11 protein-coding genes are annotated in these 13518 nt (G+C 74.7%); 5 read left to right on the top strand and 6 right to left on the bottom strand.

All coding sequences use genetic code 11. The annotated features are described in order from the left end of the window. Nucleotides 1-2 precede the first annotated feature (2 nt). A complete protein-coding gene (locus tag ACZ4M8_RS24130) occupies nucleotides 3-779 on the bottom strand; it encodes a heparin lyase I family protein (protein ID WP_467610558.1) in 777 nt (258 codons plus the stop codon). A gap of 368 nt (nucleotides 780-1147) precedes the next feature. Then, on the bottom strand, nucleotides 1148-2926 hold the full coding sequence (locus ACZ4M8_RS24125; protein WP_467610556.1) for a helix-turn-helix domain-containing protein: 1779 nt from the start codon (nucleotides 2924-2926) through the stop codon (nucleotides 1148-1150). A 242-nt stretch (nucleotides 2927-3168) separates the two neighbouring features. Between ACZ4M8_RS24125 and ACZ4M8_RS24120 the strand changes: the two genes are divergently transcribed. After that, complete coding sequence (locus ACZ4M8_RS24120; protein WP_467610555.1) at nucleotides 3169-4074, top strand: YceI family protein; 906 nt, start codon at nucleotides 3169-3171, stop codon at nucleotides 4072-4074. Nucleotides 4075-4096: 22 nt separating this feature from the next. On the opposite strand, the gene ACZ4M8_RS24115 is transcribed toward ACZ4M8_RS24120, so the two are convergent. Next, nucleotides 4097-4978 (bottom strand): substrate-binding domain-containing protein, encoded by an 882-nt coding sequence (locus ACZ4M8_RS24115; RefSeq protein WP_450956654.1) that lies wholly within the window; start codon nucleotides 4976-4978, stop codon nucleotides 4097-4099. A gap of 459 nt (nucleotides 4979-5437) precedes the next feature. Here ACZ4M8_RS24115 and hydA point away from each other — a divergent pair, with 459 nt between their 5' ends. Together hydA and ACZ4M8_RS24105 are read left to right on the top strand one after the other, a co-directional pair. Next, nucleotides 5438-6829 (top strand): dihydropyrimidinase, encoded by a 1392-nt coding sequence (gene hydA / locus ACZ4M8_RS24110; protein ID WP_467610553.1) that lies wholly within the window; start codon nucleotides 5438-5440, stop codon nucleotides 6827-6829. 84 nt (nucleotides 6830-6913) lie between these two features. After that, nucleotides 6914-7678, top strand: coding sequence for a MerR family transcriptional regulator (locus ACZ4M8_RS24105; RefSeq protein WP_467610551.1), 765 nt, complete (start codon nucleotides 6914-6916; stop codon nucleotides 7676-7678). A 434-nt stretch (nucleotides 7679-8112) separates the two neighbouring features. Here the strand turns inward: ACZ4M8_RS24105 and ACZ4M8_RS24100 are convergent, their stop codons facing one another. After that, nucleotides 8113-8646, bottom strand: coding sequence for a GNAT family N-acetyltransferase (locus tag ACZ4M8_RS24100; protein WP_467610550.1), 534 nt, complete (start codon nucleotides 8644-8646; stop codon nucleotides 8113-8115). Between the two features lie 790 nt (nucleotides 8647-9436). On the opposite strand from ACZ4M8_RS24100, the gene ACZ4M8_RS24095 reads away from it, so the two are divergent. Next, the gene (locus tag ACZ4M8_RS24095) at nucleotides 9437-10759 is read left to right on the top strand and encodes a transferase (protein ID WP_467610548.1); all 1323 of its coding nucleotides are present in this window, start codon (nucleotides 9437-9439) and stop codon (nucleotides 10757-10759) included. Between the two features lie 12 nt (nucleotides 10760-10771). On the opposite strand, the gene ACZ4M8_RS24090 is transcribed toward ACZ4M8_RS24095, so the two are convergent. Both ACZ4M8_RS24090 and ACZ4M8_RS24085 read right to left on the bottom strand, forming a co-directional pair. Next, nucleotides 10772-11269 carry a hypothetical protein gene (locus ACZ4M8_RS24090; protein WP_467610546.1) on the bottom strand — a complete coding sequence of 166 codons (498 nt, stop codon included), beginning with the start codon at nucleotides 11267-11269 and terminating at the stop codon, nucleotides 10772-10774. Nucleotides 11270-11310: 41 nt separating this feature from the next. Next, complete coding sequence (locus ACZ4M8_RS24085; protein ID WP_467610544.1) at nucleotides 11311-11829, bottom strand: RipA family octameric membrane protein; 519 nt, start codon at nucleotides 11827-11829, stop codon at nucleotides 11311-11313. A gap of 390 nt (nucleotides 11830-12219) precedes the next feature. On the opposite strand from ACZ4M8_RS24085, the gene ACZ4M8_RS24080 reads away from it, so the two are divergent. Beyond that, nucleotides 12220-13221 carry a TIGR03842 family LLM class F420-dependent oxidoreductase gene (locus ACZ4M8_RS24080; protein ID WP_467610542.1) on the top strand — a complete coding sequence of 334 codons (1002 nt, stop codon included), beginning with the start codon at nucleotides 12220-12222 and terminating at the stop codon, nucleotides 13219-13221. Nucleotides 13222-13518: the final 297 nt, after the last annotated feature.

Raw genomic sequence — 13518 nt, 5'->3', positions numbered from 1 at the left:
CGTCAGGGCGCGACGTCGCCGTATGCGCGGCCCACCGCGGCGTCGTCGAGGTACGCGGTGGCCGCGCCGGTGACACCGTCGGAGCGGTAGACGCCCCACTTGTCGGTGACCCAGTCGGCCCGCAGCGTGGCCGCCCGGTACTGCGTGGCGCCGCCCGCCAGCTTCTGGGCGGCGCCGTTGTGCCACAGCTTCACCCACCCCTTCGCGGGGTCCTGGGAGATCTTCAGGCCGACGACGAACGCGTGCCAGGAGTTGAGCTTCAGCCCGGAGCGCCACAGGTAGGTGGTCTTCATCTCCGGGTCGCAGTACTCCAGATCGACGGTGCCGTCACCGCGGGCGCGCAGCGACAGCGGTGGGGTGGCGGCACCGGAGCCGTAGTCCTTGAGCTGCCACAGCGTCACCCAGTCGCCCTTCTTGGTGGGCAACGGCCCCCACATCGACCGCCAGCCGACGTAGAAGACGTCCCCCTCCTTCGAGAACCGCAGCGGACCGCCCGAGGCGCGGTGTCCGCGCGTTTCGACCCGCACCCGCGTGGCGTCGTCGACCTTGCGCCCGGAGGTGTGCAGCGCGTACGTCTTCCCGTACTTCCCGGCCGGGTCGTCGACGACGGTGACCTGTCCCGGCTTGGTCTCCACGCCCTCGAACGCCTTGGTGCCGGTGGCCGGATCGGCCCGCCAGAGGGGCGCGGCGCGGTGGGCGGGCGGCGGGGCGGCGCCGTCGGCCACGGGTCGGGGGGTGTGCGCGGGGGTGCCGCCCTCGGCGTCGGCGACGGTCCACAAACCGATCAGTGCGAGGCCGGCCAGCGGAGCAACTACCCATCGTGCAGGGCGAGTTGAGGCGCGTCTCATGGGGTCTCCCGAATGTGGGGGGTGGGAGGAACGCGTGAAAGTTAGGTTTGTTGCCAGTAATCGTCAAGAGGCGCGGCAAGGGCGCGCGGCGGAGTGCGACGGGCGCGCCGTGCGGCCGGAGCGGGCGCCGGTCCGGCCGCACCGGTCCCGCACCGGGGGGGGGTACCGGCGCCGCGTCCGGGCGGCGCGCACCGCACCAGCGGCAGCGGGCGGCCTGTTCCGGCGCCCGGGGGCGGGGCGGGCCCGCGCCCGGGGCGTGGCCCGACGCCGAAACGGGCCCCGGCGGCCCGCCGCGCCCGTCACTCGTACCCGCGCAGCTTCCGGTACAGCGTCGCGCGGGCGATGCCCAGGGACGCGGCGGCGCGCGCCTTGTTGCCGCCGTGGGCGCGCAGGGCCGCCAGGATCGTCTCCCGTTCGGCCCGCTCGATGGTGCCCGGACGGGGCGGCACGGCCCCCTGCCGTACCGGCCGCGGCAGCTCCTCGCGGTGCACCGGGCCGCCGGACCGCCGCCCCCGCGCCACCTCACGTACCAGCGCGGCCAGTTCGGTGACGTTCCCCGGCCAGGGCCGCGCCTCCAGCGCCCGTACCGCCTCCAGGGTCCAGGTCAGCGGGGGGCGGCCGGGCGGCGGTGGCGGGGACAGCCGGGACAGCAGGTGGTGCAGGTCCTCCGGCCGCTCCCGCAGCGGCGGCAGCGTCACCGACCGCGCCCCGAGGGTGTCCAGCAGCCGCGCCAGACACGGCCCGACCTCGGTGCCCGGGGTGTACGTCACGATCAGCGGCAGCCGCGGCCGTTCGCCGAGCAGCGCCACCAGCGCCGCCACGTCCCGCTGGGCCAGCCGCTCGGCGTGGAGCAGCAGCACCGGCCGCGCCACCGGCGCCGGACCGGCCCCGCCGTCCGCCGTCAGATACGGCCGCAGCGCCGCCAGTTCGCCCTCCGGCGCGCACGCCGCGTCGACGGTCAGCGGCTCCGCCGCACCGTCCGGGCCGCGCAGCAGCGCCCGGCCCAGCGTCGCCTTGCCCGTCCCGCGCTCCCCGGTCAGCAGCAGCGGCCGCGGACAGGAGAACAGCTCCACCGCGCGCTCCACGGCGCGCCGCCAGAGAGCCGAACTCCCCGGCGGCAGACAGGACGCGGCGCCCGCCCCCACGCCGGGCCCCGGCCCCCTGCCGGCCGGGTCCTCCTCGACCACCGCGAGCGCCCCGGTCACCGCGCCCGCCTCCCGCACCGGCAGCAGCCGCGCGGCGACCGCGCCGCCCCACCGCACCAGCGGCTCACCGTCCCAGCGGCCCGCCGGCCCGTCCGCGCCCAGCAGCGCCACCGTCTGCCGCTCCAGCCCGGCCACCGCCTCCGGCGACAGCAGCCCGGCCGCCGCCTCGCTCACCAGCCGGCTGCGGCCGTCGAAGGCGAGCACCGCGCGTCCGGCCGCCCGCTCCCGCGCGAACGCGTCCAGCAACCGCCGCTCCGGCTCCCGCGGCCCCCGCGCCGCCAGCTCCGCCTCGACCGCGGCGGCCACCGCCTCCGCCAGCGCCGCGTCCGGATGCCCGCCGCCCGGCGCGCACAGCCCGCGCACGAGCGTGACGGTGCCCAGCGCCCGCACCCCGCCCGGCCGCCGCACCGGCACACTGACCGCCGACACCTCCTGCCACAGATCGAGGACGTGCTCAGGGCCGTGCGTCTCGGACCGCTGCCCGTACCGCAGCGCCAGCGCGGCGCTGTTGTGCCCGACGACCTCCTCCGACAGATCGTCACGGAGCGTGCCCGGCGACGGTGTACCGCTCCGGCACACCACCCGGCACCGCCCGTCGGCGACGACCACCCGGCGCTCCCCGTCGTCCAGCGCCCCGGCCAGCCGCTCCAGCACCGGCCGGGCGGCCCCGGCCAGCGCGCCGTCGCCCGCGGGCCGGGGCGTACCGGTGGCGGGCAGATCGTTCGGGACACCGAAGAACGCGGCCCGGCGCCAGGCGGAGACCAGTGGCTCGGGGGCGCCGTCCGGCAGCGGGAGCCCGGCGAGGAACCGGGCCCGCGCCTGGCGGATCAGCGCCTGCTCCGGCGCCGGGCGGAAGGAATCTGAGCTGCTCACGACCGGTCCACCGTACCGGGGCGGCGCGCGCCCGCGGCCGGGAGGTGACGCCGCCGGGCGGCCCGGGACGGCGGCCGTCCGGTGCGCGGGTGTCTCATTTCGAGACACCCGCGCACCCGCCGGACGTTCCAAGATCATGGATGGCGGTACCGGCCCGGCGCGGGGCGTCCCGCCGCCGCACGGGCCCGCGGCCGCACCGTCCGGCGCCACGCACCGCACGCCGATGAAAGGTTGCACACACGATGGCTCTCGCTTTCCTCCGGCGTGGCCGGTCCGCCCGCGGCGGAGCGGGTATCCGGCTGGCCCTGCCGGTCGGCGCCGGCGGCCTCGCCCGTACGGTCACCGACCCCTACGGGCAGCCGGTCGACGGCGCGGACGTCACGGTCACCGCCGTCACCAGCCGCAAGGTGATCTTCAAGGGCGCCACCGACCCGTTCGGTCTGTTCGCCGTGGCGCTGCCGCCCGGCCGCTACAGCGTGATGGTGTCCGTCGCCGCCCTCCAGCCCCATCAGGAGACGGTCGAGGTCACGGCCGGGCACGGCGCAAAGCCCGAGCCGGTGCGGCTCTCCGAGGCCCGGCAGCTGGAGCTGCCCACCGCCGGGACCTGGCTCTTCGACCCGCCGCACACCGCGATCCGGTTCATCGCCCGCCACGTCGGCATGGCCAACGTGCACGGCCGGTTCACCCGCTTCGAGGGCGGTATCCGGGTCGGCGCCGACATGGCCCACTCCCACGTCGAGGTGCGGATCGACGCGTCGAGCATCACCACCGGCAACAAGACCCGCGACAACCACCTGCGCTCCGCGGACTTCCTGGACGTCGAGAACTATCCGTACATCCACTTCTCCAGCAACCGCTTCGTGCACCGCGGCGGCTCGCAGTGGCAGCTCCAGGGCTCGCTGAGCATGCACGGCGTCAGCCGGTCCGTCGCCCTCGACACCTCCTACCTCGGCGTCGTCAACGGCGGCTACGGCCAGGAGCTGCGCTGCGCGGCCCTGGCCAAGACCGAACTGCACCGCGAGGACTACACGCTGAACTGGCGCACCATGCTCGCCCGCGGCATCGCCGTCGTCGGCCCCACCGTCAAGCTGGAGCTGGACGTCCAGGCGATGTACCGCAGCCACGACACCCCGACCCCACCGGAGTGACCCGGCCGCGGCCCGCGCCGGGTCACCGCCCGGCCGCGCCGCGGACCGCCGCCGCCACCTCGTGGAAGAACCGCGCGTGCGCCCGGCGGCTGCACGGCGCCTCCGGATTCCAGCCGACCAGCCGCGCCGACGCCGCCACCGCCCGCCAGTGCGCACCGCCGCGCAGCGCCCGCGGCGGCGCGGCGTTGGCCCGTACGTCGCTCAGCACGATGTCGGGGGCGAGCGCCGCGACGTCGGCCCAGGTGGCGGTGGCCCAGTTCGCGCCCGGACCGGCGGCGGGCTCCAGCAGCTCCACACCGTGCTCCCGCAGCGTCCGCAGATCCGGCCAGGCCCCCGGCCGCGCCAGGTACGCCTGCTCGGGACCGGCCGCGGAGAGCGCCAGCACCCGGGGGCGGCGGCCGTCGCCCGCCGCCGTCCGCAGCGCGTCCTCCGCGTCGTCCAGTGCCACCGCGGCGCTCGCCGGCTCGCCCGCGCCGAGCGACCCGGCGAGCGCCGCGAACCGCTCCCGCACCACGGCCAGCCCCCGGCCCGGACCCACGCCCAGCGCCACCACCGGGACGTGCGCCTCCAGCTCCTGCGCCGTCTTCGCCGCCAGGCCGTACACCGTCTCGCCGTCGTAGGTGACGGCCACCACCAGATCCGGCGCCGCCCCCAGCACGGTGTCCGGGTGCAGCGCCGCCCCCGCGCCGAGATACGGGATGCCCTCCCGGGGCAGCTCCCCGCTCTTCGTCCGGTCCGGCACCGCCCCGTCGTGCTGCGACCCGAACAGCCCCACGGGGCGGACGCCGTGATCCCACAGCGTCGCCCCGGCCTGGAGGTACGTGATGATCCGCGACGGCCGTTCGCCGGCCACCGCCAGTCGCCCGCGGTCGTCGGAGAACTCCCACGGCGTGCTCCGCTGCATGACGTGTCGCCTCTCTGCCCGGTGATGAGATCCGCTCCCGCCGCCCGCGCCGCGTCCCGGCGTCGCCCGGCCCGGCTCCCGTCCCGCGGACGGTGAGGGGCGCTCCCCGGCGGCGTCGGTTACCTGCCCACTCCGCGTACCCCGCACCCCTTCCGGCCCGTACCGCCCCGGGCGCACCGCGTGCCGCCCGTTCAACCGGCCGGATGACCGGCGCCGCCACACGGCTGCCCCGCGCGCGGGCCGCGGACACGGTATTGCCCCCGCGGCTGCCATGCTTCTACGGTCTCCTTCCCGCCCGGGGACCGGCGCCGCACGGGCCCGCCCGCCGCGCGCGGGCACCCGCACGGAAGGAAACGGACGGCGGCCTCGCGCAGGTCACCGCCCGTGGCACGGGCGGCCGTTGGCGCCGGGCCGCCCGCCGCACGGCACGCACCCGTGGCGCAGTGAGGGAGACCGGACGTGACACGCACTCTCATCACCGGCGGCCTGGTGATCACCGCCTCCGACGAACTCCACGCCGACGTCCTCGTCGAGGGCGGCCGGGTGGCGGCCCTCGCCACCCCCGGCAGCCACGACTGGCAGGCCGAACGCGTCATCGACGCCGCGCAGAAGTACGTCATCCCCGGCGGGGTCGACGCCCACACCCACATGGAGATGCCCTTCGGCGGCACCCGGGCGTCCGACACCTTCGAGACCGGCACCCTCGCCGCCGCGTGGGGCGGCACGACCACCATCGTCGACTTCGCCATCCAGCCCAGGGGCGGCTCCCTCCAGGAGGGGCTCGACACCTGGCACGCCAAGGCGGACGGCGTCTGCGCGGTCGACTACGCCTTCCACATGATCATGTCCGACGTGAACGCCGCCTCCCTGAAGGAGATGGACCGCCTCGTCGAATCCGGCGTCAGCTCCGTCAAACTCTTCACCGCCTACCCCGGGGTCTTCCTCTCCGACGACGGGCAGATCCTCCGCGCCATGCAGCGCGCCGCGGACAACGGCGCGCTGGTGATGACCCACGCGGAGAACGGCCTCGCCATCGACGTCCTCGCCGAACAGGCCCTGGCCCGCGGCGAACGCGACCCGCGCTACCACGGCGAGGTCCGCAAGGCGCTCCTGGAGGCCGAGGCGACCCACCGCGTCATCAAGCTCGCGCAGGTGGCGGGCGCCCCCGTCTACGTCGTCCACGTCTCGGCGCGCGAAGCCGTCGCGGAGATCGTCCGCGCCCGCGACGAGGGGCTGCCGGTCCACGGCGAGACCTGCCCGCAGTACCTCTTCCTGTCGACGGACAACCTCGCCGAACCGGACTTCGAGGGCGCCAAGTACGTCTGCTCCACCCCGCTGCGCCCGGCCGAGCACCAGGAGACGCTCTGGCGCGCCCTGCGGACGAACGACCTCCAGGTGGTCTCCACCGACCACTGCCCGTTCTGCTTCACGGGCCAGAAGGAGCTGGGCCGCGGCGACTTCTCGAAGATCCCCAACGGGATGCCCGGCGTGGAGAACCGTATGGACCTGCTCCACCAGGCCGTCGTCGACGGACACATCGGCCGCCGCCGCTGGATCGAGATCGCCTGCACCGCCCCGGCCCGGATGTTCGGCCTCCACCCCAAGAAGGGCACCCTCGCCCCCGGCTCCGACGCCGACATCGTCATCTACGACCCGCACGCCGAGCAGACCCTGTCGGCCGCCACCCACCACATGAACGTCGACTACTCCGCGTACGAGGGCCGCCGGGTGACCGGCCGTGTCGAGACGGTGCTCTCCCGCGGCGTCCCGGTGATCGAGAACCGCCGCCACACCGGCCGCGCCGGACACGGCGTCTACGTCCCCCGGGGCCTGAGCCACCCCGCGGGCTGACCGCCGCTTGCGGTTGCCGTTACGTCAACTTCTACGGTCTCCACCAGGGCCGGAGAGACCGGCCCGGCGAGGAAGGACACCGCGATGACCTGGTCGATCGCCGAGGTCGCCCGGATGAGCGGGGTGACGGCCCGGACGCTGCGGCACTACGACGGGATCGGCCTGCTGCCCCCGGCCGGTATCGGGAGCAACGGCCACCGCCGCTACGGCGAGCCGGAACTCCTGCGGCTCCAGCAGATCCTGCTCATGCGGGAGCTGGGCCTCTCCCTGCGGGAGATCCACGAGGTGCTGGAGCGCCGCGCCGACCGGATCGCCGTACTCCGCGAGCACCACACCCGGCTGCTGGCGGAGCGGGACCGGCTGACGACGCTGGCCCGTACGGTCGGCCGCACCCTCGCCGCACTGGAGGAAGGCAGGGAACACCCCGACATGAACGGCATCAACCGCCCCGAGAACCTCTTCGAGGGCTTCGAGCACGACCCGGAGATGGAGGCCGAGGTCCGGGAGCGCTGGCCGGCGGCGTGGGAGGAGTCCCGGCGCGCCACCGAGGCGATGACCGGCGAGGAGACCGAGCGGTGGCAGCGGGAGGCGACGGCCCAGATGATCCGCATGGCGGAGTTCATGGTGGCGAAAACACCCGTCACCGACCCCGAGGTGCAGGCCGAGACCGACACCCACTACCGCGGCGTCTGCCGCTTCTGGACCCCGAACGCGCAGGCGTACCGGGGGCTGGCGGCGACCTACACCGACGACCCCCGCTTCCGCGCCAACTTCGACCGGATCGCGGAGGGCCTGGCCGCCTACCAGCGCGCGGCGATGGAGGCGTACGCCGACGCCCGGCTGAGCTGACACCCCGGTGGTCCCGGCATCCGGCCGGGCCCACCGGGCACGGGGCCGGGCGACGCCCGCGTCGGGGTGTCCACGCGCGGCGTGCAGCACCAGCCGGGCACGTACCCGCAGCCGGTGTCCGGTCCTGTGGCCGTACGGCGTCTTCTTCAACCGCACGCGTCCGGCGGCGCTCAAGGCCATGGGACAGGCAGTGCGGACGGGCATGGCGGGCGGACCGACCGGCCGAAGCGGAGCACTGGCGAGCCGCGGTCCGCCCCACCCGCCGCGAGGGCGGCGCCCAGACGCTGAGCGTGGGCCCCATGTCGCTTGCCATGAGCACCTGTTGAGGACGAGACGGATCTGACCGCAGGTGTGCGAAGGCCAGAGCGATGACTGTCCGGACTGTTGGTGTGCGTCGGATTCAGCCACCCTCGCGAACGGCCAATGGGCCTGCTTCAGGGCCGGTAGACGTACTCCGCTAGCGTGGCGTGCTTCTTCCATCCCAGCGTCTCGTACAGCGCGCGCCCGGCGTCGGTCGCACCGAGAACGCCGAGGGCCGCGCCCTCCTTCAGGGCGTGGTCGGAAAGCGTACGCATCACGAAGTTGCCGAGCCCGCGCCGACGATGGGCCTCCTCCGTCACCACCCGATCCATGACCACGACTTCCCCGAGGGACGCCATCTGCCCCTGGGCTGCCTGCTTGCCCGCCGCGTCCAGGACCCGAGCGTGGGTGACGGCTCCAACGGTCTCCACTGTCGCGGTGTACCCCTCAGGAGCGGCCGGGTTCGTGGCCATCAGGTCAACGGCCATCAGATGGCCGTTTTCCTCCCAGACCCACTCCTGGGGGAGCCAGGACTCGATCTCCTCCGGTTCCGCGGGCATCTTCATCCACGTCCGCGGTACGGACACCGAGCCCGCGGCCCTGCGGACCAATGACTCCTCGACCTCGGGCAGGACATGGCGTCCTACTTCGTCGGGGTTGTCGGTCACCTCGACATGGAACCCCCAGGGCTTTTCGACAGGCGGTGGCGTGCGCCGGGACACGGCCCAGCCCGCCACCCAGGTCCTGACCATGTCCGCAACCACCGAACCCTCCCGAAGCTGTGGCCGCACCAACGGCCCAGGTAATAGGCAACATTCGAGAGCACACATTACGTCGATGTGCGTCCCGAGGCACCTGTTCTGCCGAATGCGGGCCTGAAGGACGGTCGGGAAAGATCACAAACACGCAGAACCGCCACCAGCCGGCAAGTATCACGAGGACGCGCCCCGCCCTCCCCGCCGGCACCCTGGACTGCGCCCGCGGCTTCTGCCAGCCGACCCCAGCGCCTGGCACCGCGCGCACGAGACAGGCCCAGGGGGCGTCCCCGAAGGAAATTACGGAGCCGACCGCTGAGACGGGACGCTGGTCAGGGCCGGACGTGAACGGTCCGCCCTCCGGGAGCGGCCCGGTTGGGCACAGGCCCGGCCCTCCTCGGTCACCATCACCCCGGCGTCAGCACTCACCCGCCACCCCGTACCACCCGACGGGCAACGGGCCCCACTTGGCTCAAATTCACCTCATCGGGTGCAACGGCGCCCGCGGCCGACCGCGGCGCACCCCGGACCGGCACGCGCATGGCCCCTGCTCACCCCCGCACGGACACCCGCCCGGTGCTCCGCCCCCGGCTCGCGCGGGCCCGGACGCCCCTCCGGTGCGGGACTAGCCTTCGCTCCGGCCGGGCCGAACCAGCCACCGGCCGCACCGAGTTGACCGCTACCCCGAGGTGTGGTGATCGCCGTGGCCGGGCCCGAGAAGCCCTCCGAACCGCCGCTGCCGTGGTGGACCGTACCGCTGCTGCCCCTCTCGGCCGTGGTGGCCGCGGTGTGGGGACCGGCGTCCGCGTCGGGGTTCTGCGCGGTGGCCGCCGTGGTGGTGCTCTACCGCACCTCCGCCCGGGTCGGCGTATGGCACCTGGGCGCCGGTGCCCTGCTGTGCGCATGCGGCGCCGGAGCCGTCATCCACGCCAACTACCTGCTGATCCGGACCGACACGGCCGACAGGCTCGGCCGTGTCCTGGTACCGGCGGCGCTCCTGTGGTTCCTGGGGCAACGCTGCTTCACGGCCGGGCGGCGGGTACGGCTCACCGCGCAACTCTCGCTCTCCCGGCTGCGGCGGCACCGCGCCGACCACGGACTGCCGCCGCCCGCCGAGGCCCCCGGCGCCCTGCGGCCCGGCCCGCGCACCTCACCGTTCTGGCGGGCGACCGTCCTGGGCGGAGCCCTCTGCGGCCTCGGCTGGCTCTGCTTCTGCTTCGCCCTGCACGCCGCGCGGGAGTTCTGGGCCACCGGCGAGATCCCATGGTGGGGCCCGCCCCTCGCCGCCCTCCAACTGGCGCTGGCCGTCGCCCTGACGGGCCTGGGCAACTCCGTCCTCCGCCTCGGTGTCCAGCACTACGAGAAGGTGATCACCTCCCCGCACGACCTCACCCCCGGCGGCTACGTCCTCTACCTGCGCTCCTTCGGGGACGACCACCGCCTCGCCCGCCCGCACCGCATCCCCCTGGTGGGCGGCTGGCTGAACGGCTGGATCACCCTGGCCGACGGCGAGGAGGAACGCATCGGCGCCGCACTCTCCTGGGCCGGACCGCTCGTCGGCGTGGGCGCCCCGGGGGAGCGGGTGCCCCGCGCCGGGGCACGGCGGATGTATCTGCCGCGCGACGGCTGGCAGGACGACGTCCGCACGATGATGCGCCACGCCACCCTCGTCGTCATCGTCCTCGGCACGGGCCCCGGCACGCTCTGGGAGATCGGCGAGGCGATGCGCGTCCTGCCCCCGGAACGTCTGCTCTTCCTCGTCCCGATGAAGGAGCGGGCGTACGAGGAGTTCCGCACGCTCGCCGCCGACCGGGGGCTTGTCACCCTGCCGCCCTACGAGCGCAGCCGGGTCACCTCCCGGGTGCGGGGCATCGTCCACCTCACCCCCGACGGCCGGCCGCGGTTCGTGCCGCTGCGGTGGCCGCCGCCCCTGGAGGACCGGCTCATGGGCGCCCTCGACCGTGCCCTGTGGCCCGTCGCGGTACAGCTCACCGCACGCGATCTGGCGACAGGCGGTACGGGGTGACCCGCCGCCCGGCTACCGTGCGGCGCCGCGCCGGGCGCCCTCGGGCCAGAGCACCCGGACCGGCAGCCCCGCCTCGCGCGCCTCGGCGACGGTGGTGGCCGTACCGCCGCCCTTCGCGGGCGGTTGCCCGTCCCACACGGCGATCAGGGCGTCCGCCCGCGCCAGCAGCGCGGAATTGGCGGCCTCGAACGCGGCCAGGCTCGCCGCGGCGTAGGGCAGCACCGTCACCTCGGACGCCGCCGCCGTCAGCCGGTCGAACCTCTCCCGTACGGCAGGGTCGGTGAGGGAGCGCCGGTAGTCGCGGAAGGGCAGGATCACCGCCAGGGTGCCCCCGGCGTCGAGCACCGCCTCGGCGAAGACCGAGTCGGCGCCGGGGGCCAGGCAGGACACGCCCGTCACCTCATCCGCTCCGGCGGACAGTTCACGCAGCAGTGCGGGCAGCGCGTCCCGCAGCAGCTTCTCCGTCCCCTCGGCCAGATCCATGTGGCCGGTCACGGCGATCGTCCGCATTCCCACCTCGCCCCTCGGCCCGTGTGCCGGTCCCGGGCGCCTCACGCCACGGTGGCGAGGAACCCTACTACGTAGGCCACGGCGAAGATCGACGGCACCCACTGCTCCACATAGGTCAGCGGCAGGTACCGGCGCCAGTCGCGGCCCTCGCCCAGGGCGCCCCACTCCGCGTCGGAGTAGGCCAGGGCCGGGAGCTTCCGCTCCAGCGCGCCGATCACCGCGAACTTCGCCGCGTTGAGCTGGCGGTAGGAGCGCATGGTCACGAACCACGCCAGGCACTGCGTCAGCAGGATCACCAGCCCGGCCAGCCGCACCCACACCGAGAAGTGGGCGCCACCGCTCCCCGTCGCGGCGCCGCTGGCCGCCGCGGCGGCGACGACCGCGGTGTTGAGCGTCAGGAAGAAGGTGTTGGTGAGATTGCGCCGCGAACTGACCCGGTCGGCCATCTCGACACACAGCTTGTACTGCTCCAGCACCGCCCCCTGATAGGTCTGCTCGCTGCCGGAGTAGTGCGACGGTCCGATGTCCGCGTTCCAGAGGCTTTCGTCCATACCGGTCATGCGTTCATGGTGGCCGAACTCCAGCCATGGAAGGGGGAGTTCCGCACGGACGGAGAGGCGGACGGGAGGCCGCTACCCCACGTCCGCACCGGCCGCCGCAAGCCCTGTGGACAACCCCCGCAGGAGGTCCAACGTCCTTGCGCGGGGCCGGATTCGGCGCAGTCGCGGGGGCGTCTTCGCAGGTACGCGGCCGGATGTGGCGGGTGGCGTCGTACGGGGTTCGGTACGCCCCGTTGTGGAAGGATTCCGGCACCGTCGGCGTCGGGCGGACCGGCGGGCGGCACCGGCCGGTGCCGCCGTGGCCCGGCCGCCGGCCCCGCCCGGCCGGTGCTCCCGGTGCCGCCCGTACGCCGCACAGGCCGCCCGTACGCCGAACAGAAGGAGTGCAGCGTGGACTTCGGAGTCGTTCTGCAGACCGATCCGCCCGCCTCGTCCGTGGTGGAGCTGATGCGCCGGGCCGAGCGGAGGGGGTTCCGCTACGGCTGGACCTTCGACTCCGCCGTCCTCTGGCAGGAGCCGTTCGTCATCCACAGCCGCATCCTGGAACACACCGAACGGCTCATCGTGGGACCGATGGTCACCAACCCCTCGACCCGCACCCCGGAGGTCACCGCCTCCACCTTCGCCACCCTCAACGACATGTACGGCAACCGCACCGTCTGCGGGATCGGCCGCGGCGACTCCGCGATGCGGGTCGCCGGGCGGCCGCCCAACACCCTGGCCCGCCTGGGCGAGGCGATCGGCGTCATCCGTGACCTCGCCGAGGGCCGCGAGGCCGACATCGGCGGCCACCGGCTGCGCATCCCCTGGGTGCGCGAGGGCCGGCTGCCCGTCTGGATGGGCGCGTACGGTCCGAAGGCGCTGGCCATGGCCGGGCGGCTGGCCGACGGCTTCATCCTCCAGCTCGCCGACCCGTTCCTCACCGCATGGATGGTCAAGGCGGTCCGCGACGCGGCGGCGGACGCGGGGCGCGACCCGGCCGAGGTGACGGTCTGCGTGGCCGCGCCCGCCTACGTCGGCGACGATCTCGCGCACGCCCGGGAGCAGTGCCGCTGGTTCGGCGGGATGGTCGGCAACCACGTCGCCGACCTCGTCGCCCGGTACGGCGCGCACTCCGGGGCCGTCCCGGAGGAGCTGACGGCGTACATCGACAAGCGCGCCGGATACGACTACGCCCACCACGGCCGGACCGGCAACCCCGACACCGCGTTCGTGCCGGACGCCGTCGTCGACCGCTTCTGTCTCCTCGGACCGGCCGAGGCCCACATCGAGAAGCTGCGGCACCTGCGGGACCTGGGCGTCGACCAGTTCGCGCTGTACGCCATGCACGACGCGAAGGAAGCCGTCATCGACGCGTACGGGGAGCGGGTCATCCCGGCGCTGAACGGCTGAGCGGGCCGCCCGGTGCGGGGCGACGCACCCGGGGCACGGGGGCGGGGCGCGCGGACCGGGAGCGCGCGCCGCCCGAGACGCCCCGGGAGCCCGCCCCGGGCCGGAAACGCGTCGTACCCGGACCGGCCCGGGTACGACGCGCCACGGGCCCACCTGAAGCACCCGGTTCGCAGGCTCCGGGCACCCGCTCCGTCCCCGGACAACCACGGCCCGCCCGAAGCAGCCGTTCCGCCGCCCCGGCACCCGCCCGCCCGGACACACCACGGGCCCGGCCATGACGGCCGGGCCCGTGGCACG

The sequence above is a fragment of the Streptomyces sp. NPDC027185 genome (assembly GCF_055567035.1).
Note: the sequence above shows the minus strand (reverse complement) of the source record. Positions and strands in the feature narration are given on the sequence as shown.